This is a genomic window from Saccharothrix hoggarensis (assembly GCF_052936025.1).
Window position 1 is genome coordinate 3,148,458 of sequence record NZ_CP193624.1, and the last position, 23,239, is coordinate 3,171,696.

Sequence of the window (23,239 nt, forward strand, 5' to 3'; positions counted from 1 at the left end):
CAACGTTGAAACTTCGGTGTTGACGTGGGCGAGAGAGCTGTGCCACATTTCTGGCACCCCGCTCCGCCGACCGCGGCCGGTGACGTTTTCGCAGCGATCGAAACGATTCGATTGAGTGAGCTGCACATTCGAACAATTCGACGACCGCGAGAGGTGTGCTGTGGCCCCGCTGCCGTTCCGCGATCCGGGTCTGCCCGTCGACGCCAGGGTGTCCGACCTGCTCGGCCGGTTGACCGACGAGGAGAAGGTGGCGCTGCTGCACCAGCACCAGCCCGCCGTGCCGAGACTGGGCCTGGCCGCGTTCCACACGGGCATGGAGGCGCTGCACGGCGTCGCGTGGCTCGGCCCGGCCACGGTGTTCCCGCAAGCCGTCGGCCTGGCCTCGTCGTGGGACACCGAGCTGGTGCGGCGGGTCGGCGAGGCGACCGGCGTGGAGGCTCGCGGGTTCCACCACCGCGACCCGGTCGCGCACGGCCTGAACGTGTGGGCGCCGGTGGTGAACCCGCTGCGAGACCCCCGCTGGGGGCGCAACGAGGAGGGCTACTCCGAGGACCCGACGTTGACCGCCGCGATGGGCACCGCCTACGCCCGGGGCCTGCGCGGCGACCACCCGCGGTACCTGCGGACCGCGCCGACGTTGAAGCACTTCCTGGGCTACAACAACGAGGACGACCGCTGCGTCACGTCGTCGGACCTGCGGCCGCGGGTGCTGCACGAGTACGAGCTGCCGTGCTTCCGCGGTCCGGTCGAGGCGGGCGCGGCGGTGGCCGTGATGCCGTCGTACAACCTGGTCAACGGCCGTCCCGCGCACCTGAGCCCGTTGATCGAGGAGGAGCTGCGGACGTGGGCCCCGGACGGGCTCGCGGTCGTCAGCGACGCCTACGCGCCGTCGAACGTGGCCGGGCTGCAGGGTTACCTGCCGACGCAGGCCGAGGGGCACGCGGCGCTGCTCAACGCGGGCCTCGACAGCTTCACCGACCAGGACGCCGACCCGTCGCTGATGATCGAGAGCGTCACCACGGCGATCAAGGACGGCCTGCTGGACCGGGCGGTGGTGGACCGCGCCGTCGGGCGCGTGCTGGCGCTGCGGTTCCGGCTCGGCGAGTTCGACGCGCCGACCGGTGACCCGGCCCTGGACAACCCGTACGCGTCGATCACGTCGGACGTCATCGGCTCGCACGGCGAGCTGGCGCTGGAGGCGGCCCGGCAGGCGGTCGTGCTGCTGCGCAACGACTCCGCGCTGCCGTTCGAGCGCGGCGCCCGCCTCGCCGTCATCGGGACGCACGCCGACGCGGTGTTCGAGGACTGGTACAGCGGCACGCTGCCGTACCGGGTGACGGTCCGCAGGGCGCTGGAGGATTTCGCCTCCGTGTCGTACTCGGAGGCGGTCGACCGGATCGCGCTGCGCGCGGCGGACGGCCGTTACCTGGGTGTGCGCGGCGGCGTCGTGGCGATGGGGGAGCGGGCGCTGTTCGACCGCTTCGACTGGGGCGACGGCGTGTGGACGTTGCGGGACGTGGGGTCCCGCCGCTACCTCGGCGTGGCGGAGGACGGCTCGCTGGTGGCGAAGGCCGCGACGCCGGGCGGCTGGGACGTGCGCGAGCTGTTCGAGCCGCGCTTCGACGGCGACGCCCTGGTGCTGCACAACAAGGTGCACGGCAACGACACCGGGCCGTTCGAGGTGGAACTGGTCGTGGACGGGACCGCCGAGGCGGTCGCGGTGGCGGCCGGGGCCGACGCGGTCGTGCTCGTGCTGGGCAACGACCCGCACATCAACGGCCGCGAGACGCAGGACCGCACCACGGTGCGGCTGCCGTGGCTGGACCTGGTGCGCGCGGTGCGCGAGGCCAACCCGAAGACGGTGCTGGTGCTGGTGAGCAGCTACCCGTACGCGTTGGACGGCGAGGAGGAGCACCTGCCGGGCATCGTGTGGACCGCGCACGGCGGGCAGGAGCAGGGCCGCGCGGTCGCCGAGGCGCTGTTCGGCGCGTACTCGCCGTCGGGCAGGCTCACCCAGACCTGGTACCGCTCCGACGACGACCTGCCCGACATCCTCGACTACGACATCATCCGCGCGCGCAGCACGTACCTGTACTTCACCGGCGACCCGCTGTTCCCGTTCGGCCACGGCCTGACCTACACCACCTTCGAGCACTCCGGGCTGGAGTGGGCGGACGGCGTGGCGAGGCTGTCGGTCACCAACACCGGTGACGTGGCCGCCGCGGAGGTCGTGCAGCTGTACTCGGCCGCGCTCGACTCCCGCGTGCCGCAACCGGTGCGCAGGCTCCAGTCGTTCCGGCGGGTGCTCCTCGCGCCGGGCGAGACGGCGGTGGTCGACCTGCCGGTCGAGCACCTGTGGCACTGGGACGTCACCACCGGGCGGCGCGTGGTCGAGGCCGGGCGGTACGAGCTGATGGCCGGCGCGTCGTCACGGGACATCCGGTCGCGGCTGGTGGTCGACGTGCCGGGGGAGGCGATCGGGCCGCGCTCGGGCCCGTTGCGGGCGCTGGACTTCGACGACTGCGACGGGGTGCGGCTGGTGGACGACGAGGTGGTGTTCACCCGCGAGGGCGCGTGGATCTCCTTCCACGACGTCACGCCGGAACCCCGCACGGGACCGCCCGGCACGCGGGTGTCGGTCGACGGGACGTCACTGGTGCTCACCGCGGACGCGGCGGGCACGCGGGTCCGGGAGGTGAGCTGACGTGGTCACCATCGCCGATGTCGCGCGGCACGCCGGTGTCGCGCCGAGCACGGTGTCGTACGTGCTCACGGGGCGGCGCTCGATCTCGTCGGCCACCAAGGCCAGGGTCGAGGCGAGCGTGCGCGCGCTGGGCTACCACCCGCACGCCGGCGCGCGGTCGCTGGCCAGCAACCGCGCCAACGTGCTGGCGCTGGTGCTGCCGATGCGCGAGGGCATGCACATGCCCGTGCTGATGCAGTTCGTCGTCGCGGTCGCGAACGCGGCCCGCCGGCACGACCACGACGTGCTGCTGGTGACGGCGGACCAGGGCGCGGCGGGGCTGCGCCGGGTCGCCGGGAGCGCCCAGGTCGACGGTCTGCTGGTGATGGACGTGGAGATGCACGACGAGCGCGTGCCCGTGCTGCGGGAGCTGGACCGGCCGTCGGTGCTCATCGGGTTCCCCGCCGACGCCGCCGGCCTGACCTGCGTGGACCTCGACTTCGCCGAGGCGGGCTCGCGGTGCGTGGACCACCTGGCCGACCTCGGCCACACCTACGTGGCGTTGGTCGGCGCGCCGCGCGCGGTCTACCAGCGCGACACCGGGTTCGCCCACCGCACCATGGCCGGGTTCAGCGCGGCCGCGATGCGGCGCGGCGTCTCCTCCACGACGTTGCCCACGGAGACCGATCACGAGTCGGTGCGCGTGGCCATCACCGGGCTGCTGGAACGGCACCCGGCCGTGACGGGTCTGGTGGTGCACAACGAGGCCGCGCTGCCGTCGGTGGTCGAGGTGCTGCGGTCGCTGGGCCGCAAGGTGCCCGACGACGTCGCCGTGGTCGCGATCTGCCCCGACGACCAGGCCGAGCGCCTGATGCCGCCGCTGACGTCGGTGGCGGTGCCGGCCGAGCAGTTGGGCCACCACGCGGTGGCGCTGCTGATGGCCAAGCTCGACCGCACGCCCACCCCACCGCTGACCCTCCTGCCGCCGCGGCTGACCGAGCGGGCGAGCACCACGCGCTGATCCGCGCGGCCTCATCCGCGCGCAGCCGCGCGGCGTTTCGAAGCGCTTCGACTCCCCGTGCGCGAACGCGCGCACCCTCCCTGATCCGATGCAAAGGGGCGTTTGTCCGATGATTCTCAACCGCAGGGGCTTCCTGACCTTCACGGCGGTGGCCGGCGGCACGCTGGTGGTCGGGTGCGGCGCGCCGGCCGCCCAGCACACCGGCACCGCGCTGGGCGGGGACGCGCTGGCCAAGGTGCTGCCGTCCTACCACCCGGTGGACTTCGCCAAGCCGGACCTGCCCGGCGTGAACGGCTCGGTGCCGGGCTACCTGAAGTTCCCCGCCGACCTGGTGGACGCGGTCAAGGACAAGGTGCTCGACGGCGGCGAGGTCACCGCCATGACGCCCGCGTTCTGGCCGCTCCCGCCCGGGCTGGGGGAGAACTCCTACTGGGACGCCGTGAACCAGCGCATCGGCGGCGTGGTCAGGTTCGAGCAGGTGCAGGGCGCGGACTACCAGGCGAAGCTCGGCGCGATGGTGGCCGCAAAGCAGGTGCCCGAGATCACCGTCATGCCGACGTTCACGATCCCGCCCCGGTTCAGCGAGGGCGTCGGCCAGGTCTTCGCCGACCTCACCGACCTCCTCAGCGGCGACAACGTCAAGGACTACCCGCTGCTGGCGAACATCCCGACCGAGTCGTGGCACGCGTGCGTCTACGGCGGGCGGCTCTACGGCGTGCCGTTCCGCGGCGAGCTGTTCCCCGAGACCCTCTTCTACCGCCGGGACGTCATCGAGCCGCTGGGCGGCACGGCGCCCAAGACCGCGGACGAGTTCTTCCAGCTCTGCAAGAAGATCAACGACCCCGGCGCCAACCGGTGGGCGGTCGGCGACGTGTTCCGCTCGATGATCAGGACGTTCGGCGGGCAGGGCGACTGGAGCCGCGACTCGTCCGGCAAGGTCGTCAACCAGCTGGAGACCGAGGCCTACCGGGAAGCGGTGAAGTTCACCCGCTCCCTGTTCGAGGCCGGGTTCGTGCACCCGGACGTGGTGGCGGGCAACACCACCGGGCTGAAGGAGCTGTTCGCGGGCGGCCAGATGCTGATCTACCAGGACGGCATGGGCGCCTGGGGCGAGGCGATGACGCAGCAGCGGCCGATCAACCCGAAGTTCGGCATGGAGGCACTGCCCCTGTTCGCGCACGACGGCGGCAAGCCCGGCTACCCGGTGTCCGCGCCCACCGCGATGGTGACGCTGTTCCGCAAGGACCTCTCGCCCGACCGGATCAAGGAGCTGCTGCGCCTGACGAACTTCGTCGCCGCGCCCATCGGCACCACCGAGCACTACCTGGTCAACTACGGCGTCGAGGGCAAGCACAGCGTCCGCGACGCGCACGGCGCGCCGGGCCTGAACGACCTGGGCCGCAAGGAGGTCACCCTGACCTACGGGTTCATGTCGGCCCCGCCGGACGCCATCACCAACGCCCAGTACCCGGACTACGTCAAGGCCAAGCACGCCTGGCACGCCGAGGCCTACCGGCACCAGATCCGCCCGGTGACGTTCGGCATGCGGATCGAGGAGCCCGCCGAGTTCTCCAAGCTGCCCAAGCGGTTCGAGGACCAGACCAACGACATCCTCCGCGGCCGCACGCCGCTGAGCGGGATCGACCAGCTGGCGGAGGACTGGCGCAAGGCGGGTGGCGACGAGCTGCGCGAGTTCTACGACAAGGCCCTCTCCGATGCCGGGCGCTGACCTGCTCGAACGGCCGCCCGTCCAGTCGCCCACGCCGGCAGCCGCCGGCCGACGTGGGGGCTGGCGGCGGAGGCTGCGGCGCGACTGGGTGCTGCTGGTGATGGTCGCGCCCGCGATCCTGCTGCTCACCGTGTTCCACTACGTGCCGCTGCTGGGCAACGTGGTCGCGTTCCAGGACTACTCGCCGTACGTCGGCATGGCCCAGAGCCCGTGGGCGGGCCTGGCGAACTTCGCCCGCATCCTGGACGACCCGGACTTCTGGGACGCCACGGTGAACACGCTGGTGATCACCGGGTTCCAGCTGGTGTTCTACTTCCCGGTGCCGATCGGGCTGGCGCTGCTGGTGCACAGCCTGATGAGCCCGCGGCTGCGGATGCTCGTCCAGAGCGTGGTCTACCTGCCGCACTTCTTCTCGTGGGTGCTGGTGATCACGCTGTTCCAGCAGATGCTGGGCGGCGCGGGCGTGCTCAACCAGCTGCTGCGCGCCAACGGCGCGTCGCCGTTCGACATCATGACCGACCCGGACCTGTTCATCGCGCTGGTGACGGCCCAGTCGGTGTGGAAGGACGCGGGCTGGGGCGCGATCGTGTTCCTGGCCGCCTTGTCCACAGTGGACACCTCGCTGTACGAGGCGGCGGCGGTGGACGGCGCGGGCCGGTGGCGGCGGATGTGGCACGTGACGCTGCCCGCGCTGGTCCCGGTGATCGTGCTGCTGCTGATCCTGCGCCTCGGCGAGGCGCTGAGCGTCGGCTTCGAGCAGTTCCTGCTGCAACGCGACGCGGTGGGGCACGAGGCGGCGGAGGTGCTGGACACCTACGTGTACTTCACCGGCGTGGTGAACAGCGACTACTCCTACGCCGCCGCGGCGGGCCTGATCAAGGGCCTGGTGGGGCTGGCGCTGGTGGTGGCGGCCAACAAGGTGGCGCACATGGTGGGCGAGCAGGGGGTGTACTCGCGATGACGACGGCAGTCGCGCGCCGGAACCCGGCGCGGCGGGGTCGACGGCCGGTGTGGGACGAGCCGCCCACCCGGATCGGGCAGGCGGCCAAGGGCGTGCTGGTCGCGCTGGTGCTGCTGGCCGTGCTGTTCCCGCTATGGGTGGTGGTGGTCACCAGCGTGTCGCCGGCGGCCACGATCACCGCCGCGGGCGGCCTGGTGATCGTGCCGGACGGGTTCAGCCTCGGCGCGTACGAGGAGCTGCTGTCCGGTGGCGTGGTGACCAGGTCGGTGGTCGTCAGCACGGGCGTGACGGTCATCGGCACGGTCTTCAGCACGGTGGTCACGCTGCTGGCCGCCTACGGGCTGTCGCGGCCGGGCTCGTTCGCGCACCGGCCGCTGCTGTTCCTGGTCCTGCTGACGTTCCTGTTCGGGCCGGGCCTGATCCCGACCTACCTGCTGGTGAACTCGCTGGGGCTGCTGGACACCTACGCGGCGCTGATCCTGCCCGGCGCGGTGGCGGCGTTCAACCTGGTGGTGCTGCGGTCGTTCTTCATGAACCTGCCGCGGGAGGTCATCGACAGCGCGCGCATCGACGGGGCGAGCGAGTTCGGCGTGCTGACCCGGATCGTGCTGCCGCTGTCCAAGGGCGTCACGGCGGTCATCGCGCTGTTCTACGGGGTCGGCTACTGGAACGCGTTCTTCAACGCCTTCCTGTACCTGAACTCGAACGACAAGTGGCCGTTGCAGATGGTGTTGCGCACGTACGTGCTGCAAGGCCAGCCGATCCCGGGCGCGAGCCCGGCCGACTCGACGCTGACCGGCGCGGGCGGTGTGGTCGCCACGCTCGCGATCAAGATGGCGGTGATCGTGCTCGCGGTGGTCCCGGTGCTCGTGATCTACCCGTTCGTGCAGAAGCACTTCACCAAGGGAGTGATCGTGGGGGCGATCAAGGGATGACGCACCTGCGCTACGGCGGCGACTACAACCCGGAGCAGTGGCCCGAGGAGGTGTGGGCCGAGGACGTCGAGCTGATGCGGCGGGCGGGCGTCAACACCGTGACGGTGGGCGTGTTCTCGTGGGCCCGCATCGAACCCCGGCCGGGTGAGCGTGACTTCGGCTGGCTGGACCGGGTGCTCGACCTGCTGCACGCGGGCGGGATCGACGTCTTCCTGGCCACGCCGACCGCCTCGCCGCCGCCGTGGCTCGGGCACCGCTTCCCGGAGACGCTGCCGGTGGACTTCGACGGCCACCGGCTGTCCTACGGCTCGCGCAACCAGTTCTGCCCGTCCTCGCCGGTGTACCGGGAGCACGCGTTGTCGCTGGTCACGGACCTGGCGGAGCGGTACGGCGGGCACCCGGCGCTGAAGCTGTGGCACGTCGGCAACGAACTGGGCCAGGTGTGCCACTGCGACGTCACCGCCGAGCACTTCCGGCGGTGGCTGCGCGACCGGCACGGGTCGCTCGACGCCCTGAACGACGCCTGGTCCACCGCGTTCTGGAGCCAGCGCTACGGCGAGTGGGCCGAGGTGATCCCGCCGCGCCGCGCGCCCTACCTGATCAACCCGGCGCAGCGGCTCGACTTCGCCCGGTTCTGCTCGGACGCGTTGCTGGAGTGCTTCGTGGCCGAGCGGGACGTGCTGCGGCGCGTCACCCCGGACGTGCCGGCGACCACGAACTTCATGGGCCTGCAGCAGCCGATGGACTACTGGGAGCTGGCGCGGCACGAGGACGTCGTGTCGCACGACTGGTACCCCGACCCGGCCGACCCGACGTCGCACGTGATGAGCGCGTTGAGCTTCGACCTGATGCGCTCGCTCAAGCGCGGCCCGTGGCTGCTGATGGAGCAGGCGGCGAGCGCGGTGAACTGGCGCCGGCGCAACCCGCCCAAGCCCGCCGGGCAGCTGCGCGCCCAGTCCGTGCAGGCGGTGGCGCGCGGCGCGGACGCGGTGTGCTTCTTCCAGTGGCGCGCCTCGCGCGGCGGCGCGGAGAAGTACCACTCCGGGATGGTGCCGCACGCGGGCACCGACAGCCGGGTGTTCCGCGAGGTCGTGGCGCTCGGCGCGGACCTCCGGGCGCTGGCCCCGGTCGCCGGCGCGCCGGTGCCCGCGTCGGTGGCCGTGGTGCTGGACTGGGAGAGCTGGTGGGCCGCGCAGCTCGACGCGCACCCGTCCGGGGACTTCGACCTGGTCACGCGGCTGCGGGACTTCTACGAGCCGCTGTTCGACCTCGGCGTGACCGTCGACTTCGCGCACCCCTCGGGGGACCTGTCCGGGTACCGGCTGGTGGTGGCGCCGAACCTGTACCTGGTGCGCGACGCCGAGCCGCTGGTGTCGTACGCGGCCGGCGGCGGGACGGTGGTGATGGGCTTCTTCTCCGGCGTGGTGGACGAGCACGACCGCGTCCACCTCGGCGGCTACCCGGCGCCGTTCCGGGAGCTGCTGGGCCTGCGCGTCGAGGAGATGGTGCCGCTCGGACCGGACGAGGTGCTGACGTGCGCCTCGGCGTCGCTGGGGGAGTTCACCGCCGACTTCTGGTACGACGACCTGCGCGCCGAGGGCGCCGAGGTGGTCGCGACGGTGGTCGGGTCCGGGGCCGACGGCGTGCCCGTGGTGCTGCGCAACCGCTACGGCGCGGGCACGGCCTGGTACGTGGGCACGCGCCCGTCGCCGGACTTCATGCGACGCCTGATGGACCGGGTGGTGGCGGAGGCCGGGGCCGGTCCGGCGTCGCGCCCGCCGCGGGGCGTGGAGGTGGTGCGCCGGGGCGACGTGCTGTTCGTCGTCAACCACGGGACGTCCGAGGTGCGGGTCGACGTGCCGGGCGACCACGTCGACCTGCTGACCGGCGCGTCGGTGACCGGTTCGGTGGCGCTCGGGGAGTTCGGCGTCGCGGCCCTCGCGCCGGCGCTACCCTCCGGTGGATGAGCGACAACCACGTCGTGGTCATCACCACCACCGACAGCGAGGACGCCGCCGCCGCGTTGGCGCGGGCGATCGTGGAGGCCCGCCTGGCGGCGTGCGTGCAGGTCGGCGGCCCGGTCCGCAGCGTCTACCGCTGGGACGGCGAGCTGCACGACGACCGCGAGTGGCAGCTGTGGATCAAGACCGCGTACGACCGGGTGGACGAGCTGACGGAGTTCGTGAAGCAGCGGCACTCCTACGACGTGCCGGAGGTGCTGGCGCTGCCGGTGCTCGGCGGCAACACCGACTACCTCGCGTGGCTCACCGAGGAGACCCGGCCGGCCACGTGAGGGTGGCGGCCCGCGCCCCCGCGGACCGCCACCCGCGTGGTCACCGGACCTCGGCCTCCTCCGCCGCGCGCTCCTCGGCGAGCGACGCGCGGAACGCCTTCAGCTCCCGCTTCACCACCGGCGCGAGCAGGTACAGGCCGATGATGTTGAACAGCGCCAGCGTGAACAGCACCGCGTCGGCGAAGTCGAGCACGCTGCCCAGCGTGAGCACCGAGCCGACCACGGTGAACGCGCAGAACAGCACGCGGTACGCGGTCTCGCTGCCCTTGCTCTTGCCGAACAGGTAGGTCCACGCCTTCTCGCCGTAGTAGCTCCACGTGATGATCGTGGACACGGCGAACAGCACCACCGCCACCGTCAGCACGTACGGGAACCACGGCAGCACGGTGCCGAACGACTCCGAGGTGACCGTGACGCCGTCCGGGCGCGGCCCGCCCGCCGCGACGGTCGCCTGGGCGTCCTTCCAGAACTGGGTCTGCGCCACCACGATCGTCAACGCGGTCATCGTGCAGATGACGACCGTGTCGATGAACGGTTCGAGCAGCGCCACGTACCCCTCGGTGACCGGCCGGCGCGTCTTCACCGCCGAGTGCGCGATGGACGCCGAGCCGAGGCCCGCCTCGTTGGAGAACGCCGCCCGCTGGAACCCGACGATCAACGCGCCGACAGCGCCTCCCGCGACGCTGTCGGCGCTGAACGCGCCGCTGACGATCTGGCCGATCGCGTCCGGGATCGTGGTGATGTTCAGCAGGATGACGATGAGGCACGCCGAGACGTAGAGGATCGCCATCGCGGGCACCAGCCTGCCGGTCACCCGGCCGATGGACTTGATGCCGCCGATGACGACCGCGCCGACCAGCAGCGCGAGCACGATGCCGAAGACGAGCGCCGCGCCGTCGCCGCCGAGCAGGCCGTCCGCGCCACCGGTCACCGAGCGCAGCTGCGCGAACGTCTGGTTGGCCTGGAACATGTTGCCGCCCGCGATCCCGAAGAACAGGATCATGATCGCCGCGCCGGCGGCGAGCACCCGACCGACCCCGCGGCCGACCGGGTTCGGGAACCGCTCGGCCAGGCCCTTGCGCAGGTAGTGCATGGGGCCGCCGGACACCGAGCCGTCCTCGTGCACGTCCCGGTACTTCACGCCGAGCGTGCACTCGACGAACTTCGTGCACATGCCGAGCAGGCCGCACACGATCATCCAGAACGTCGCGCCCGCGCCGCCGATGGTCACCGCGACGCCGACACCGGCGATGTTGCCCAAGCCGACGGTGCCCGACACGGCGGAGCTGAGCGCCTGGAAGTGGCTGATCTCGCCGGGGTCGTCCGGCTTGCTGTGCTTGCCACGCACGATCCGCAGCGCCGTGCCGAAGCCGCGGAGCTGGATGACGCCGAAGTACGTGGTGAAGACCGCGGCGGCCAGCACGAGCCAGCCGACGATCCAGGGGAAGGTCACGCCGAAGACGGTGATCTCGGCGAAGATGAAGCTGGTCACGGCCTCGGAGACCGGCGTGAACGCCTTGTTGATGGCCTCTTCGATGGACGCGAGCGTGCCGCTCTCGGCCGCGAGGACGGTCGTCGTCGATGACGGCAAGGGGGGACTCGTGGTCATGGCCCGCTAGTTGACCCGAAGACGTCAGTCAGGACAAAGAGGACTTGATGGTTTCTTGAGGATTCGCGTCGGCGCCGGGGTCAGAGCCCCAGCCGCCGCCGCAGCAGCGTGGCCGTGTGGACGGGTTCCGCCGACGTGCCGTGGCGGACCTGGGTGCGGCAGCTGAAGCCGTCCGCGACGATCGCCGTGCCCGCCCCGGCGGTCCGCACCGCGGGGAACAGCGCCTGCTCGCCCACGGCCATCGACACGTCGTGGTGGCCGCGCTCGAAGCCGAAGTTGCCCGCCAGGCCGCAGCAGCCCTCCAGCACCGACGCGCTCACCCCCGCCTTCGCCAGCAGCTCCCGGTCCGCGTCGAGCCCCAGCTCCGCGTACTGGTGGCAGTGCGGCTGCACCACCGCCGAACCCCCGCCGGCCACGGGTTCGAGCAGCGGCGACACGTGCTCGGCGAACGTGCGCACCGACTCGGCCAGCCGCACCACGTCCGGGTCGTCGCCCGCGACCTCCAGGGCGTCCGACCGCAGGAACGCGGTGCAGCTCGGCTCCAGCCCGACCACCGGCACGCCGTCCCGCGTCCACGGCCGCAGCACGCGCGCCGTCCGCCGGACCACCCGCCGCGCCACGCCAAGCTGACCGATCGAGAACCAGGTCAGCCCGCAGCACACCGCGCCCCGGGGCACCTCGACGCCCTGCCCGGCGTGACCCAGCACCGCCGCCGCGTCGAACCCGACGCCCGGCTCGAAGTGGTTCGTGAACGTGTCCGGGAACAGCAGCACCCGCTCGCCGCCGCCACCCGGCCGGAACCGCGACTGGAACGAGCGCACGGGCACGGGCAGCGGCCGGGCCGGGTCCACGCCGCCGAACCGGGCCAACCGGGCGCTGACCCGGTTCACCAGCCGCAGCCGCAACCACAGCGGCAGCCACCCCATCGAGTAGTGCGCCGCCGGCCGCACCCGCCGCCGGTAGTGGTGGTGCAGGAACTCCGCCTTGTAGGTGGCCATGTCGACGTCCACCGGGCAGTCCCGCTTGCAGCCCTTGCAGCCCAGGCACAGGTCCAGCGCGTCCCGGACCTCCTCCGACCGCCACCCGCCGCGCACCACCTGCCCGCCCAGCATCTCGAACAGCAGCCGCGCCCGGCCGCGCGTCGAGTGCTTCTCCTCCCGCGTCACCCGGTAGCTCGGGCACATCACCCCGCCGGACGTGTTCAGGCACTTGCCCACGCCGACGCACCGCCGCGTCGCCGCCGCCAGGTCGCCCCCGTCGGCCCGCAGCGCCAGCCGCGCCCGCGTCGGGATCACCGGCGGCGCGACCAGCACGCGCAGGTCCGCGTCCACCTTCAGCGGCTCGACGATCCGGCCCGGGTTCATCCGGTTCTCCGGGTCGAACGCCGCCTTGAACCGCCCGAACGCCCGCAGCGCGGCCGGCGGGTACATCCGGGGCAGCAGCTCGGAGCGGGCCTGCCCGTCGCCGTGCTCGCCGGACAACGACCCGCCGTGCGCCACCACCAGGTCCGCCGCGTCCTCCAGGAACGACCGGTGGCCACGCCGGAAGTCGAAGTCGATCCGCACGTGCACGCAGCCCTCGCCGTAGTGCCCGTACGTGACGCCGCGCCGGCCGTGCCCGGCCAGCAGCGCGTCGAACTCCCGCAGGTACGCGCCCAGCCGCTCGGGCGGCACGGCCGCGTCCTCCCACCCCGACCACGCCTCGCCGCCGTCCGCCATCCGCGTCGCCAGGCCGGCGCCGTCCTCGCGCACCCGCCACAGCGCGCGCTGCCGCCGCGGGTCGGTGACCACGGTCGAGTGCGGCGCGAGCGCGGCGGCGGCGTGCGCGGCGGAGTCCTCGGCCGCCTCCACGAACAGCCAGCTCCGCCCGGGCGGCAGCAGCCGCCGCGACTCGCCCGCCGCCCGCGCCAGCTGCTCGTCCAGGCCCTCGATCGTCAGCACGTCCAGCTCGCGCAGCGCAGGGGCCAGGTCGGCGGCGTCGTACGGGCCGTCGAACCCCAGCACCGCCAGCACCCGCCGCGGCGGCGACTCCACCAGCCGCACGGTCGCGCCCAGCACGGTCGCGCACGTGCCCTCCGAGCCGACCAACGCCCTGGTCAGGTCCGGCAGCGCGTCCAGCCGGTACCCCGACACGCGCCGGTCCAGCGCCGGGAACCACGCCGGGTCGACGTCCGGCAGGTCCAGCGGCGGGGGAGTGCGCGTGTCGAACCGGCGGCCGTCAGCCAGCAGCACGTCGAGCGCCTGCACGTTGTCGCTGGTCTTGCCCCACGCGACGGAGTGCGCGCCGCACGCGTCGTTGCCGATCATGCCGCCGAGCGTGCACCGCGAGTGCGTGGACGGGTCCGGCCCGAACACCAGCCCGTGCGGCCGCGCCGCGTCGTTGAGCCGGTCCAGCACCACGCCCGGCTGCACCACCGCGAGTCGCTCGACCGGGTCCACCGAGATCACCCGGTCGAGGTACCGGGAGAAGTCGATCACCAGCCCCGCGCCCGCCGCGTTGCCCGCGATCGACGTGCCCGCGCCCCGGTTCGTGATCGGCACGCCGTGCTCGACCGCGACCGCGACCGCGGCCACCACCCCGTCCACCGACCTGGGCCTCACCACCGCCACCGGCACGTGGCGGTAGTTGGAGGCGTCGGTGGAGTAGAGGGCGCGGCCGGCGGGGTCGGCGAGCACGTCGCCGTCCACCTCGGCCCGGAGTCGATCCGCGAAACCGGTCACGGGACCGATTGTGATCCACCACCGGCCGATGGTGGCGTACTTGGGGGTAGCAGATAGCCTCGCCCGCATCAACCAGCAGCGATGGGAGCAAGTGTGTCGAGGTCCGTTCTGGTCACCGGCGGCAACCGGGGCATCGGTCTGGCGATCGCGCGGGCGTTCGCCGCGCAGGGCGACAAGGTCGCGGTGACCCACCGCGGCTCCGGCGCGCCCGAGGGCCTGCTCGGCGTCAAGTGCGACGTGACCAGTTCCGCCGAGGTCGACGCCGCGTTCGCCGAGGTGGAGGCCGCGCACGGGCCGGTCGAGGTGGTCGTGGCCAACGCCGGCATCACCGACGACACCCTCCTGCTGCGGATGACCGACGACCAGTTCACCCGCGTCCTCGACGCCAACCTGACCGGCGCGTTCCGGGTGGCCCAGCGCGCGTCGCGCGGCATGCTGCGCAAGCGCTACGGCCGGATCGTGTTCATCTCGTCCGTCGTCGGCCTGACCGGCGGCGCGGGCCAGGTCAACTACGCGGCCAGCAAGGCGGGCCTGGTCGGCGTGGCCCGCTCGATCGCCCGCGAGCTGGGCTCCCGCAACATCACCGCGAACGTCGTCGCGCCGGGGTTCATCACCACGGACATGACCGACGCGCTGCCCGAGGAGCGGAAGAACCAGATCCTCGCCCAGGTGCCGTCGGGCCGCTACGGCACCACCGACGAGATCGCCGCCGCCGTCACGTTCCTCGCCTCCGACGCCGCCGCCTACATCACCGGCGCGGTGCTGCCGGTCGACGGCGGCCTCGGCATGGGGCACTGAACGGCCCACCGGCTCTCCACCACCAGCACAACATCTCGGAGGACGTTTCAGTGACGGGACTGCTCGAAGGCAAGCGGCTGCTGATCACCGGCGTGATCACGGACGCGTCGATCGCCTTCCACGTGGCCAGGGTCGCGCAGGAGCAGGGCGCCCAGGTCGTGCTCACCGGCTTCGGCCGGATGAGCCTCGTGGAGCGCATCGCCAGGCGCCTGCCCCAGCCCGCGCCGGTGGTCGAGCTGGACGTGCAGAACCAGGAGCACCTGGACACGCTGGCCGACCGGGTCCGCGAGCACGTCGACGGCCTCGACGGCGTCGTGCACGCCATCGGCTACGCGCCGCCGTCGTGCCTCGGCGCGCCGTTCATGGACGCGCCGTGGGAGGACGTGGCCACCGCCATGCACGTCTCCGCGTACTCGTACAAGGCGCTGGTGCAGGCCACGCTGCCGCTGATGGGCCGCGGCGCGTCCGTGGTCGGCCTCGACTTCGACGCCCGCCAGGCGTGGCCCGCCTACAACTGGATGGGCGCGGCGAAGGCGGCGTTCGAGTCGATCAACCGCTACCTGGCGCGCGACCTCGGCCCGCAGGGCATCCGGGTCAACCTCATCTCGGCCGGCCCGGTGCGCACCATGGCCGCCAAGTCGATCCCCGGCTTCGCGGACCTGGAGGCCATGTGGGGCGAGAAGGCCCCGCTCGGCTGGGACGTGAACGACCCGACGCCGGTCGCCCAGTCCGTCTGCGGCCTGCTGTCCGACTGGTTCCCGGCCACCACCGGCTCGATGGTGTTCGTGGACGGCGGCGTGCACTTCCTGGGGCTCTGACCGTCCCCGGCGCACGGAGTCCGGGTCGGCGTGCGATCGATCACGCCGACCCGGTTGCGCGGGGCGGGGCCATCGGCGCGAGGATGTGGGGGTGAGTTACGACGCGCTGCTCTGGCTGTCCTTCGGCGGACCGGAAGGACCCGACGACGTCCGCCCCTTCCTGGAGAACGTGACCAGGGGGCGAGGTGTGCCGCCCGAGCGGCTGGACGAGGTCGAGCAGCACTACCAGCACTTCGGCGGCGTCTCGCCGATCAACGCGCTCAACCGCGCCGCGATCGACGCCGTGCGCGGCCGGATCGACCTGCCGGTCTACTTCGGCAACCGCAACTGGCACCCGATGGTCGAGGACACCCTCGCCGAGATGAAGGCCGACGGCGTCACGCGCGCGCTCGTCTTCCCGACCAGCGCCTACGGCGGCTACTCGGCGTGCCGCCAGTACGACGAGGACATCCTGCGGGCCCGCGCCGCCGTGCCGGACGCGCCCGAGCTCGTGAAGCTGCGCCAGTTCTTCGACCACCCGCTGTTCGTCGAGTCGTTCGCGGACGCCGTGCGCGCCGCCGCCCGCGACTTCGCCGACTACCGCCTCGTGTTCACCGCGCACTCGGTGCCGGTGTCGGCGGACAAGGCCGCCGGACCGCCCGAGGAGGGCGGCCACCGGTACTCGCGGCAGGTCGCCGAGGCGTCCCGGCTGGTCGCGGACGCCGTGGGCGCGCCGGAGCACGACGTGGTTTGGCAGTCGCGGTCCGGGCCGCCGCAGGTCCCGTGGCTGGAACCGGACATCGTGGACCACGTCGAGGCACTGTACGACAAGGGCGTGCGCAACGTGGTCGTCTGCCCGATCGGGTTCGTCAGCGACCACCTGGAAGTGGTGTGGGACCTCGACACCGAGGCCCGCGAGCGCGCCCAGGAGCTGGGCATGGGCTTCGCCCGCGCCGCCACCCCCAACGACGACCCCCGGTTCGCCGAGCTGGTCGCCGAGCTGGTCGCCGAGCACCTGACGGGCGCGCCGCAGCGCAAGCTCTCGGACTTCCCGGTCGCCGGGTGCACCGCGAACGGCGCGTTCTGCGCCCCGCTGTGCTGCGAGCCGGCGAAGCGGCCCGCCGCGGGGACGGCTCGGTGAGCGTGGACTTCAGCTGGTCGCCCCGGCCCGCGGACTGGCGCGACGCGCTGCGCATCGCCGTGCCGCTGTACCGGTGGGCGCCGTGGTTCGCCGCGGCCCTGGCCGTGCTCGGCGTCGTCGTGCTGGCGATGGGCATGACGTGGGCCGGCGTCTTCGGGCTCGCCCTCGCTGTGATCATCATCGCACTCGTGCCGGTCGGCACCGCGGTGAACTTCCACAACCACCCGCTCGCCGCCAAGACCGTGACCGGCACGGCCGACGCGCACTCGCTGCGGATGTCCGTCGGCGATGCCGCCCGCAGCGAGCTGAGCTGGGCGGAGCTGCCCGGCTGGACTGAGACCGCGCGCGGCTTCGTGCTCAAGACCGACACCACGGCCGTGTACGCGGTGCCGCACCGCGCGTTCGCCGACGCCGACGCGGTGGCGACGTTCCGGTCCCTGCTCGTGGACCGCGTCGGCCCGGCGGCCTGAGCGGTCACCCGCCCCGCGTACCCTCGGCAGGCGTGTCCTGTGCGAGTGCGACGCTGGTCGTCTGGACGTCGGCCTGGCTGCATGGAGCGGCCGCGGCAGACGACGTCCTCGACGCCCTGGGGTTCTGGGCCGAGCTGCACGAAGTGGTGGCCGACGACGACGGCACCGCGACCGCGCTCGACCTGCCCGGCCCCGACGAGGCCCCGGTCGGTCCCGCCCTGCTGCTGGCGTCGTTGCGCCGCGCCTCCGCCACCGCGGCCCGGCTGGTGATGCCCGTGCCCGGCGACGTGCGCGGGCTGGGCGGCAACGGCGCGCTGGGCAAGTGCGCGCTGCGCGCGGGGCAGGCCGCCGTGCTGCCGGACGTCGGCGTCGGTCTCGTGCCGAGCCTGGTGGCCGACGGCGTGCTGCGGTGGACCGTGTTCGACCTGCCCTCCTCCTCCGGCGCGGAGCACGTGCCGATCGGCGAGGCCGAGCACGGGTTGGCGTCGGCGATGCGCGAGGCCGCCACGGCGCTGGTGACCCTCGACGTGGCGCGGCACCGGCCGAACGTGCGCGCGGAGATCGCCGCGCTGTCCGCCGACCAGGCGAAGCTGGACTGGCCCGCCGGGATGCCGCCGCGGGCGCTGCGCGTGCTCCAGCGGGCCGCGGAGGTGGCCGCGATCCTGACCGTGGCGGCGTCCGACGCGCCGGGCAGCGCGGTCTCGGCGACCGCGACGCGGGCCAGGGACGAGGCGCTGCGGCCGCTGTCGGAGGCGGTGCGGCGGGCTCGGCTCGCGGCCGTGGACGAGGCCGTCCGCGTCCTTTCGGATCAAGGCGCCGGCCGCCATTAGGGCGGTAATGCCGTCGAATGTTCGACAGTCATTCGGCGATCTGCGAAATATTTGCGCGGGTTCGACCGCCGGAGAACCAATCGAATATTCGACGCACGACCGCTCCCCGGCTGCCCGGGCAATCGGCTGAACAGGTGATCGGGCCGGCTGCCATTTGCCCTCCGAATCGATTCCGGCCGAAGCGGGGCGGACAAATCCATCGACGTCCGAAGGGCTGAAATCGCAGGTAGTGGGACCGGGACCGGTTCCGACGGCCGATGAGGACGCGGATTATGTCCAGGTCAACCCCTCGTCAACACGAGGTGTCGTGCGTTACGGTACGTCTGGGAGCGCTCCCAGCCACCCTGATTCGGTCTTGCGTCGAATCCCGATTCGGCGGATTCGCTGGGAGCGCTCCCAGATGGCGGGTTGCACGCAAGGAGGCGATGCATGAGTCTGCGCACATTCGTACGATCACGGAAACTCACCGGGGCATTGGCGGTGACCTCGGTGGCGGCTCTGTCCGTTGCCGGGGTGGTGGCTTCGACGGCCACCGCCAACGCCGCCCCCGGGTGCCGGGTGTCGTACCAGATCAGTAGCCAGTGGCAAGGCGGATTCGGCGCCAACGTCACGGTCACCAACCTCGGTGACGCCATTTCCGGCGGTTGGACGCTGGAGTGGGACTTCGCCGCCGGCCAGCGGGTCCAGCAGGGTTGGAACGGCACGTTCTCCCAGTCCGGGAGCCGCGTGACGGTCCGCAACCCCTCCTGGGCCGGCAACCTCGGCACCGGCGCTTCGGTGACGCCCGGCTTCAACGGCTCGTGGACCGGGTCCAACCCGGCCCCCACGCAGTTCCGGTTGAACGGCACGGTGTGCACGGGGTCGATCGACACGACGACCACGACCACCACCACGACCACCACCACGACGACGACGACCACGACGACCACCACCACGGGTACCAACCCCGGTGGTCCGCGGGTCGACAACCCGTACGTGGGCGCGGGCGTGTACGTGAACCCGCAGTGGTCGCGCCTGGCCGCCGCCGAGCCGGGTGGCTCGCGCATCGCGAACCAGCCGACCGGTGTGTGGATGGACCGGATCAGCGCGATCGCCGGCAACGGCTCGCCGACCACCGGCAGCATGGGTCTGGCCGACCACCTGAACGAGGCCGAGAAGCAGCGCGCCGCCCGTGCGGACGGTCAGCTGGTCTTCCAGTTCGTCGTCTACAACCTGCCCGGCCGCGACTGCGCCGCGCTGGCCTCGAACGGTGAGCTGGGCCCGACAGAGATCGGCCGCTACAAGACCGAGTACATCGATGTGATCTCCAGCATCGTGTCCCGGCCGGAGTACTCGAAGCTGCGCATCGTCGCGGTCATCGAGATCGACTCGCTGCCGAACCTGGTCACCAACGTGTCGCCGCGTGCGACCGCCACGCCGAACTGCGACGTCATGAAGGCGAACGGCAACTACGTCGAGGGTGTCTCGTACGCCATCGGCAAGCTGGGCGCCATCCCGAACGTCTACAACTACATCGACTCCGGCCACCACGGCTGGATCGGGTGGGGTGACACGGTCCCGGAGTACGACAACTTCTACTCCTCGGCCAAGATGTTCGCGTCGCTGCTGGGCAAGAACGGCGCCACCAAGGACAAGATCCACGGCTTCATCACCAACACGGCGAACTACTCCGCGCTGGAGGAGCCGTACTGGACGGTGGACGACGTGGTCGGTGGCCGTCCGGTGAAGGAACAGGCCAAGTGGGTCGACTGGAACGACTTCAACGGTGAGCTGGGCTTCGCCACGGCGATGCGCGCCGAGCTCGTCAAGCAGGGCTTCGACAGCGGCATCGGCATGCTGATCGACACCTCGCGCAACGGCTGGGGCGGCCCGAACCGGCCCACCGCGAAGTCGACCGCGACCACCGCGGACGCGTACGTGAACGAGTCGCGCATCGACCGCCGCTACCAGAAGGGCAACTGGTGCAACCAGTCCGGTGCCGGCCTGGGCGAGCGTCCGAAGGCGGCGCCGAAGCCCGGTATCGACGCCTACGTCTGGATCAAGCCGCCGGGCGAGTCCGACGGCTCGAGCACCGAGATCCCGAACAACGAGGGCAAGGGCTTCGACCGGATGTGCGACCCGACGTACACCGGCAACGTCCGCAACGGCAACAACCCCTCGGGTGCGCTGCCGAACGCCCCGGTGTCGGGCCACTGGTTCTCGGCCCAGTTCCAGGAGCTCATGCGCAACGCCTACCCGGCGCTGTGACCATCGGGTGACTGGCACGACAACTGAATGATCTCCGCACACCCCGCGGGCGGCGTCCATTCCGGACGCCGCCCGCGGGCGTTGATGCGCTTGCGGGCGGCGTTAGCGTGGCGCGGGTGGACGTCGAGGAGATCACCGGGCGGTTGGCCCTGAGGTTCGGCCCGTCCGTGGCCGGGTGGAGCGCGCGTGCGCCGGAGGTGGCCGCGGACCTGGCCGGCCGGTGGGGCCTGGCGCTGGGGGAGGACCTGCCGCAGGGTGCGTCGTCGGTCGTGGTGGCCTGCACGCGGGCGGACGGCGCGCCCGCCGTGGTGAAGCTGAGCCCGGACCACCGCTTCCTGGCCGAGCAGGGCGCGGTGCTGCGGCTGTTCGGTCCGTCCGGAAGGGTGCCCGCGGTGCCGGCGGAGGAGCCGGGCGCGCTGCTGATGGAGGCGGTCCGGCCGGGCACGATGGCCGATGAGCTGCCCGTGCCGCCGTCACCGGAGGAGTGGGCCGGACTGGTGGCGTCGCTGCACGGCGTCCGGCGGCCCGAGGGCGACTGGCTCGACCTGCGCGACCGGTGCGAGGAGTTCTTCGCCCGGATCGGCCGCCGGCTGGCCGACCCCGCCGTCGCCGCGCACGTCGGCGAACGCGACTGGGATCGGGCACTGACGCGCTGCCGCGCGTTGCTCGACGCGCAGCCACGCGTGCTGCTGCACGGCGACCTGCACCTCGGCAACGTCCTGGACGGCGGCGCGCGTGGCCTGGTCGCGATCGACCCGCGGGCGTGCGTCGGCGACCCGTGCTTCGACATCGTGGACTACGTGCTGGACGCCGCCGGGCGTGACGGGGTGGCGGCACGGGTCGAGCGCGTCGCCGCCGCGGCCGGCCTGGACGCCGACCGGCTGCACGCGTGGAGCAGGGCGTTGGCCCCGGTGATCGCGGTGTCGCGCCTGGACGACGAGCCCGCGTTGGCGGAACTGCTCAGCCTGGCGGCCTGACCTCGGTGGACCGGGTCACACGACGACGAGCGGGCGGTGCGGCTCGGCGGGCAGCTCCACCTGGATCCCGTCGCCCGGTCGCACCTCGCCGCCCACCAGGACGATCGACATGATGCCCGCGCGGCGGACGACGTTGCCGTGCTCGTCGCGGCCGACGACCTCCTTGAGGAGGCCCTCCCGGAACGCCTCGATCTGCGGGCACGGGTTGCGCAGCCCGGTCACCTCGACCACGGCGTGCGGCCCGAGGCGCAGCCGCGTGCCGGTCGGCAGGCCCAGCAGGTCGACCCCGCGCGTGGTCACGTTCTCGCCCAGGCGGCCGGCGGCGACGTCGAAGCCGAGCGCGTTCAGCTCGTCGTGCAGCTCGGCGTGCATCAGGTGAACCTGCCGGAGGTTCGGCTGCGTCGGGTCGCGCCGCACGCGCGACCGGTGCTTGACCGTGACGCCCTGGTGCGCGTCGCCCGCCACGCCGAGCCCGGCGACGAGCGTGATGACGTCCTGCGTCGGTTTCGTGAACGTGTGGTCCCCGCTGAGGCTCACCGCCGCGACTCTCCCCATGGGATCGACCATACCGGTAAGACTTTTCGGGTTCCCGGCGATAATCCCAGTGCCACAGATCCTGGGGACAACGGTGAAACGATCATGGATGACGAGTTGAACCACCGCGCGCGTGCCCTGCTCCGCGCGATCGCGGCCGGCCGCGCCGAGGTGACCCGCAGCAGCGAACCCGACCTGAAGGTGGACGGGCTGCTGTGCAGCGACCAGGTGACCGCCCGCGAACTGGCCCACGCCGGACTGGTCCGGCCGGCGCGGCAGGACGCCTCGGCGCCGTGGGTGCCGGCCGAGCTGACGCCCGCCGGGCACGCCGTGCTGGCGGCGTTGACGCCCGCGGGGCACGCGGTTCTCGCGTGACACGGTCTTGACGGTGGGTGTGCCTACGGGTTGACTGCGTGTCCGTAACCGGTTTCGGTACCGGTTACGGACCACCCCGCCGCAGTGGGGTCCGCAGCCGAGGAGTGCACCGTGCGAGTCACGATCGCCGAAGTCGCCCAACGCGCCCAGGTGAGCAAGGCGACCGTGTCACGCGTGCTCAACGGCAAACCGGACGTCGACGCGGCCACGGCGGCGCGGGTGCGGCAGGTGATCGCGGACGTCGGCTACGTGCCCAGCGCGCGGGCCGTCGGCCTCGCCCGCGGCCGCGCCCGCACCGTCGGCATGCTCGTGCCGTCGCTGACCTGGCCGTGGACCGGCGAGGTCGTCCAGGGCGCCGTGGACGAGCTGGAGGCCGAGGGCTACGGCCTGCTGCTGTACACGGTCAACCGCGGCGCGGAGTCGTTGGCGCAGTTCGCCAGCCACGTGTCGGCCAAGGCGTTCGACGGCCTGCTGGTGATAGAGCCGCCGGACACGTTGAGCTACATCGAGACGCTGCACGACCAGGGCCTGCCCGTGGTGATGATCGACGACCGGGGCAGCCGGCCCGGTTTCCCGTCGGTGACCACCACCAACCGGGAAGGCGCGCAGGACGCGGCGCAGCACCTCGTGGCGGCCGGCCGCACGGCGTTCGCCGTGGTCACCGGCCCGTCGAACTTCGGGTGCGTGCGGGAGCGGCTGGACGGGTTCCTCGACGCGCTCGGCGAGGCGGGCGTGCACGTCGACCCGCGGCTCGTGGTGGAAGGCGACTTCGGCACCGAGCGCGGCGCGGAGGCGACGGAGAAGCTGATGGCCACCGGGCTGCCGTTCGACGCCGTGTTCGCGCAGAACGACCTGTCGGCGCTGGGCGTGGTGCGGGCGTTGCGCGAGGCCGGCCGGACGGTGCCCGACGACGTCGCCGTGGTCGGCTTCGACGACATCCCGATCGCCGCGCACGCCGAGCTGACCACCGTCCGGCAGCCGATGCGGGAGATGGGCGAGGCCGCCGCGCGCCTGCTGCTGTCCCGGCTGGAAGGCGCGACCCTCGCCGGTGACCCGGTGGTCCTGCCCACGACCTTCGTCGCCCGCCGTTCCGGCTGACCGGCACCGGCGGGCATCCCG

At 72.4% G+C, this 23,239-nt stretch carries 19 protein-coding genes; 16 read left to right on the forward strand and 3 right to left on the reverse strand.

Annotation, left to right across the window (positions count from 1 at the left end; translation table 11 throughout):
• Positions 1 to 160: 160 nt before the first annotated feature.
• The 7 genes from ACRAKH_RS14680 to cutA all read left to right on the forward strand — a co-directional run bounded on the left by ACRAKH_RS14680 (position 161) and on the right by cutA (position 9,622).
• Positions 161 to 2,704, forward strand: a complete 2,544-nt coding sequence (locus tag ACRAKH_RS14680) for a beta-glucosidase family protein (protein WP_380724275.1) — start codon at positions 161 to 163, stop codon at positions 2,702 to 2,704.
• Between the two features lies 1 nt (position 2,705).
• The gene (locus ACRAKH_RS14685) at positions 2,706 to 3,704 is read left to right on the forward strand and encodes a LacI family DNA-binding transcriptional regulator (protein WP_380724276.1); all 999 of its coding nucleotides are present in this window, start codon (positions 2,706 to 2,708) and stop codon (positions 3,702 to 3,704) included.
• 109 nt (positions 3,705 to 3,813) lie between these two features.
• Positions 3,814 to 5,433: an extracellular solute-binding protein gene (locus ACRAKH_RS14690; protein ID WP_380724277.1), complete on the forward strand. Its 1,620-nt coding sequence runs from the start codon at positions 3,814 to 3,816 to the stop codon at positions 5,431 to 5,433.
• Positions 5,420 to 6,394 carry an ABC transporter permease gene (locus tag ACRAKH_RS14695; protein WP_380724278.1) on the forward strand — a complete coding sequence of 325 codons (975 nt, stop codon included), beginning with the start codon at positions 5,420 to 5,422 and terminating at the stop codon, positions 6,392 to 6,394. The genes ACRAKH_RS14690 and ACRAKH_RS14695 overlap by 14 nt, the downstream gene beginning before the upstream one ends.
• Positions 6,391 to 7,329 (forward strand): carbohydrate ABC transporter permease, encoded by a 939-nt coding sequence (locus tag ACRAKH_RS14700; protein WP_380724279.1) that lies wholly within the window; start codon positions 6,391 to 6,393, stop codon positions 7,327 to 7,329. Before ACRAKH_RS14695 ends, ACRAKH_RS14700 begins: the two co-directional genes overlap by 4 nt.
• A complete protein-coding gene (locus ACRAKH_RS14705) occupies positions 7,326 to 9,296 on the forward strand; it encodes a beta-galactosidase (RefSeq protein WP_380724280.1) in 1,971 nt (656 codons plus the stop codon). The genes ACRAKH_RS14700 and ACRAKH_RS14705 overlap by 4 nt, the downstream gene beginning before the upstream one ends.
• Entirely contained in the window at positions 9,293 to 9,622 is a 330-nt protein-coding gene (cutA, locus tag ACRAKH_RS14710) for a divalent-cation tolerance protein CutA (protein ID WP_380724281.1), read from the forward strand. The genes ACRAKH_RS14705 and cutA overlap by 4 nt, the downstream gene beginning before the upstream one ends.
• A gap of 40 nt (positions 9,623 to 9,662) precedes the next feature.
• Here cutA and ACRAKH_RS14715 read toward each other — a convergent pair whose 3' ends face one another.
• Positions 9,663 to 11,231: an alanine/glycine:cation symporter family protein gene (locus ACRAKH_RS14715; protein WP_380724282.1), complete on the reverse strand. Its 1,569-nt coding sequence runs from the start codon at positions 11,229 to 11,231 to the stop codon at positions 9,663 to 9,665.
• Positions 11,232 to 11,311: 80 nt separating this feature from the next.
• Positions 11,312 to 13,951, reverse strand: a complete 2,640-nt coding sequence (locus tag ACRAKH_RS14720) for an FAD-binding and (Fe-S)-binding domain-containing protein (RefSeq protein ID WP_447009879.1) — start codon at positions 13,949 to 13,951, stop codon at positions 11,312 to 11,314.
• A 93-nt stretch (positions 13,952 to 14,044) separates the two neighbouring features.
• Between ACRAKH_RS14720 and fabG the strand changes: the two genes are divergently transcribed.
• The 7 genes from fabG to ACRAKH_RS14755 all read left to right on the forward strand — a co-directional run bounded on the left by fabG (position 14,045) and on the right by ACRAKH_RS14755 (position 21,211).
• The gene (fabG, locus tag ACRAKH_RS14725) at positions 14,045 to 14,749 is read left to right on the forward strand and encodes a 3-oxoacyl-ACP reductase FabG (RefSeq protein WP_380729918.1); all 705 of its coding nucleotides are present in this window, start codon (positions 14,045 to 14,047) and stop codon (positions 14,747 to 14,749) included.
• A gap of 50 nt (positions 14,750 to 14,799) precedes the next feature.
• A complete protein-coding gene (gene fabI, locus ACRAKH_RS14730) occupies positions 14,800 to 15,567 on the forward strand; it encodes an enoyl-ACP reductase FabI (protein WP_380729921.1) in 768 nt (255 codons plus the stop codon).
• A gap of 91 nt (positions 15,568 to 15,658) precedes the next feature.
• Positions 15,659 to 16,687 (forward strand): ferrochelatase, encoded by a 1,029-nt coding sequence (locus ACRAKH_RS14735; protein WP_380729923.1) that lies wholly within the window; start codon positions 15,659 to 15,661, stop codon positions 16,685 to 16,687.
• Entirely contained in the window at positions 16,684 to 17,157 is a 474-nt protein-coding gene (locus ACRAKH_RS14740) for a YcxB family protein (protein WP_380729925.1), read from the forward strand. Before ACRAKH_RS14735 ends, ACRAKH_RS14740 begins: the two co-directional genes overlap by 4 nt.
• Before the next feature lie 32 nt (positions 17,158 to 17,189).
• On the forward strand, positions 17,190 to 17,987 hold the full coding sequence (locus tag ACRAKH_RS14745; RefSeq protein WP_447009880.1) for a hypothetical protein: 798 nt from the start codon (positions 17,190 to 17,192) through the stop codon (positions 17,985 to 17,987).
• Positions 17,988 to 18,545: 558 nt separating this feature from the next.
• Entirely contained in the window at positions 18,546 to 20,234 is a 1,689-nt protein-coding gene (locus ACRAKH_RS14750) for a glycoside hydrolase family 6 protein (protein WP_380721651.1), read from the forward strand.
• 116 nt (positions 20,235 to 20,350) lie between these two features.
• Positions 20,351 to 21,211, forward strand: a complete 861-nt coding sequence (locus ACRAKH_RS14755) for an aminoglycoside phosphotransferase family protein (protein WP_380721654.1) — start codon at positions 20,351 to 20,353, stop codon at positions 21,209 to 21,211.
• Positions 21,212 to 21,226: 15 nt separating this feature from the next.
• Here ACRAKH_RS14755 and ACRAKH_RS14760 read toward each other — a convergent pair whose 3' ends face one another.
• On the reverse strand, positions 21,227 to 21,766 hold the full coding sequence (locus tag ACRAKH_RS14760; protein WP_380721657.1) for an MOSC domain-containing protein: 540 nt from the start codon (positions 21,764 to 21,766) through the stop codon (positions 21,227 to 21,229).
• An 84-nt stretch (positions 21,767 to 21,850) separates the two neighbouring features.
• Between ACRAKH_RS14760 and ACRAKH_RS14765 the strand changes: the two genes are divergently transcribed.
• A complete protein-coding gene (locus tag ACRAKH_RS14765; protein ID WP_380721660.1) occupies positions 21,851 to 22,120 on the forward strand; it encodes a hypothetical protein in 270 nt (89 codons plus the stop codon).
• Positions 22,121 to 22,231: 111 nt separating this feature from the next.
• Positions 22,232 to 23,218, forward strand: coding sequence for a LacI family DNA-binding transcriptional regulator (locus tag ACRAKH_RS14770; RefSeq protein WP_380721663.1), 987 nt, complete (start codon positions 22,232 to 22,234; stop codon positions 23,216 to 23,218).
• Positions 23,219 to 23,239: the final 21 nt, after the last annotated feature.

Excerpts from the sequence above, each read along its gene's own strand:
- ACRAKH_RS14705 (WP_380724280.1), top strand. The coding sequence starts at position 7,326 with ATGACGCACCTGCGCTACGGCGGCGACTACAACCCGGAGCAGTGGCCC.
- ACRAKH_RS14700 (WP_380724279.1), top strand. The coding sequence starts at position 6,391 with ATGACGACGGCAGTCGCGCGCCGGAACCCGGCGCGGCGGGGTCGACGG.
- cutA (WP_380724281.1), top strand. The coding sequence starts at position 9,293 with ATGAGCGACAACCACGTCGTGGTCATCACCACCACCGACAGCGAGGAC.
- ACRAKH_RS14760 (WP_380721657.1), bottom strand. The coding sequence starts at position 21,766 with ATGGGGAGAGTCGCGGCGGTGAGCCTCAGCGGGGACCACACGTTCACG.
- ACRAKH_RS14765 (WP_380721660.1), top strand. The coding sequence starts at position 21,851 with ATGGATGACGAGTTGAACCACCGCGCGCGTGCCCTGCTCCGCGCGATC.
- ACRAKH_RS14690 (WP_380724277.1), top strand. The coding sequence starts at position 3,814 with ATGATTCTCAACCGCAGGGGCTTCCTGACCTTCACGGCGGTGGCCGGC.
- ACRAKH_RS14695 (WP_380724278.1), top strand. The coding sequence starts at position 5,420 with ATGCCGGGCGCTGACCTGCTCGAACGGCCGCCCGTCCAGTCGCCCACG.
- ACRAKH_RS14715 (WP_380724282.1), bottom strand. The coding sequence starts at position 11,231 with ATGACCACGAGTCCCCCCTTGCCGTCATCGACGACGACCGTCCTCGCG.